Below are 2,860 nucleotides of genomic sequence, written 5' to 3' on the forward strand. Positions count from 1 at the left end.
CGCCGGAACCCCCCTCAGGGATGCGACAGTTGCCCGGTCCCGCCCTGTTGCCGGCGTATCCGCTCCTGCGCCCGCTCCGCGGCACGCGCCTCGCGGCGGGCCACTCGGCGTTCGCGGCGCAGGGCGCGCGCCGTGCTGCTGGGGGCGGAGACGACGCCGTAACGCTGGTTCCAGACCTGGCGGGTCACCCAGACGTCGAGAGCGGCCCAGGTCGCGACGACGGTGCTGGCGACGCTGCTGATCACCATGGGGAACGCCAGCCAGGACTCGGCCATGGTGCAGAAGAACGCGACCATCGCCTGGAGCAGCGTCACGGCGATGATCAGGAACGCCCGGACCGCAGCCGTCCGCACCGGATCCGGCATCCGCCGCCGCTTGGCGGGCTCCTCCACCCACAACGGCCGCGCCCGGGGCCGCTGCTGCCGGGTCTGACTGCTCTGCGCCGTGCCCATCACGTGTCACACTCCCCACCGCCGGCCGACCCCTCGCCCGGTCCGAAGACCGGGTTCCCCAGTGGTTGCCCGGCTTGCGCTCATTTACGCCGCCGAGGTGCGGCATGCGGCCCATGTGGCCGGTTCCGCTCCCAATTCCCGATGAGTAAGACGAACGAGACGCCCGGAAGATTCCCAAGCGCCGATAAATTCTCGCCAACCCCGGAAGGGAACAGTTTGGCCACGGTCACGCCACCGGCGTCCGATTCCTGACGGCAATCTCCCGCAATGCCCGGACAACTCCCCACGCCGCGACCCCGGAGCGGAAGTTCGGCCTCCGGACTGGTCTTCGAGTTGGCTGTGGGTCGGTAGTAGGCTCGCGGCGTTTGTTGACGCACATCCGTACCCCGGTCAGACGGGGTCCGAGCTGGGGGAGGCCATGCGCTTTCGCGGGAAGTCGATCCGCAGGAAGATCGTGGCGCTTCTCCTCGTGCCGCTCGTTTCCCTGACGGCGGTCTGGGGGTTCGCCACCATCCTCACCGGCCGTGAGGCGAGCCGTCTGTTCACGGTCTCGTCCCTGATGGAGAAGGTCGGGTACCCCCTGGAGGACACCGTCAGGGTCATCCAGCAGGAACGCCGCCAGACCCTCGTCTACCTCGCCGACCCCGACGCGCAGAACGCCCTCGCGGCCCTGCGCCGTACGCGCTCGGCGACGGACGAGGCGTTCACCGAGATCCGGGGCAACACCAAAGACCCGGACCTGCGCGACAGCCTCGACAAGGACGACGTCGAGGGCCTCACCACCGTCCTGGACGCCTTCGACGGCATCGCCTCCCTGCGCCGCGGCGTGGAGGACGGCACCCTCGACCGCAGCCAGGCCCTCGACCAGTACAACCGCCTGGTCGACCCCTGCTACACGCTCCTGGCCAAGCTGGACGTCGTCGACAGCGTCGAGATGGACAAGCAGTACCGCGCCCTCGTCGCCGTCGCCCGCGCGCGGGAGTTGCTCTCCCGCGAGGACGCCCTCCTCGGCTCGGCCCTCGTGAGCGGCAAGATCGGCCACGAGGAGAGCCGGATCATCTCCGACCTCCAGGCCCAGCGGCAGGTCATCTACGAGATCAGCCTCCCGCAGCTGCCCGACGCCGAGCGGGAGCGCTACGAGAGCTTCTGGTCCGGCGCCGGCACCGCGCCCCTGCGCAGCGCCGAGAACGCCGCCATCGACGCGATGGAGAACAACGGCGTCCCCAAGGGCGTCACCGCCCGCAGCTGGGACACCGCCGCCGGCAGCGTCCTGGAACAGCTCGGCACGCTCGACGAACAGGCCAACGACCGCTACCAGGACCGCGTCCGCCCGGTCGCCGTCGAGGTCATCGTCAAGGCCGTCGTCGCCGGCGTCTTCGGCCTGATCGCGCTGCTCCTGTCGCTCTTCCTGTCGGTCCGCATCGGCCGGGCCCTCATCCGCGACCTGCGCCAGCTGCGCCTGGAGGCCCACGAGGCGTCCGCCGTACGGCTGCCCAGCGTGATGCGCCGGCTGTCCGTGGGCGAACAGGTGGACGTGGAGACCGAAGTCCCCCACCTGGAGTACGACAAGAACGAGATCGGCGAGGTCGGCCAGGCCCTCAACACCCTCCAGCGCGCGGCCGTCGAAGCCGCCGTCAAGCAGGCCGAACTGCGCTCCGGCGTCTCCGAGGTCTTCGTGAACCTCGCCCGCCGCAGCCAGGTCCTGCTGCACAAGCAGCTCACCCTGCTCGACACGATGGAACGCCGTACGGAGGACACCGAGGAACTCGCGGACCTGTTCCGCCTGGACCACCTCACCACGCGCATGCGCAGGCACGCCGAGGGCCTCGTGATCCTCTCCGGCGCGGCCCCCTCCCGGCAGTGGCGCAAGCCCATCCAGCTCATGGACATCGTGCGCGCGGCCGTCGCCGAGGTCGAGGACTACGAGCGCATCGAGGTACGGCGCCTGCCGCGGATCGCCGTCACCGGGCCCGCCGTCGCCGACCTCACCCACCTCGTCGCCGAGCTCCTGGAGAACGCCACGGTGTTCTCCCCGCCGCACACGGCCGTCCAGGTGCTCGGTGAGCGCGTCGCCAACGGCTTCACCCTGGAGATCCACGACCGGGGCCTCGGCATGACCCCGGAGGCGCTCCTGGACGCCAATCTGCGGCTCGCGGAGACCCCCGAGTTCGAGCTGTCCGACACCGACCGGCTCGGCCTGTTCGTGGTCAGCCGGCTCGCCCAGCGCCAGAACGTCCGCGTGTCCCTCCAGATATCGCCGTACGGCGGGACGACGGCCGTCGTGTTCATCCCGGAGACGCTCCTCACGGACGACGTCCCGGACACCAACGGCATCGGCTTCCGCCTCGACCGCCCGCGCACGCCGAAGGACAAGCGGGAACTCCCCGTCCAGCTCCCGGGCATGCCCG

Annotated in this window: 2 protein-coding genes; one reads left to right on the forward strand and one right to left on the reverse strand. The window is 70.5% G+C overall.

Annotated features, from left to right (window positions below; translation table 11 throughout):
• Positions 1 to 14 precede the first annotated feature (14 nt).
• Positions 15 to 452, reverse strand: coding sequence for a hypothetical protein (locus AOK24_RS42735; RefSeq protein ID WP_063799631.1), 438 nt, complete (start codon positions 450 to 452; stop codon positions 15 to 17).
• A 418-nt stretch (positions 453 to 870) separates the two neighbouring features.
• Between AOK24_RS42735 and AOK24_RS42740 the strand changes: the two genes are divergently transcribed.
• Positions 871 to 2,860, forward strand: a 1,990-nt coding sequence (locus tag AOK24_RS42740) for a sensor histidine kinase (protein WP_055725243.1), incomplete at its 3' end; no start/stop codon positions are given.

This window comes from Streptomyces niveiscabiei (assembly GCF_001419795.1).
GTDB classification, from domain to species: domain Bacteria; phylum Actinomycetota; class Actinomycetes; order Streptomycetales; family Streptomycetaceae; genus Streptomyces; species Streptomyces niveiscabiei.

What these genes read in the sequence shown, in the direction of transcription:
- AOK24_RS42735 (WP_063799631.1), bottom strand. Translation starts at nt 452, where the DNA reads ATGGGCACGGCGCAGAGCAGTCAGACCCGGCAGCAGCGGCCCCGGGCG.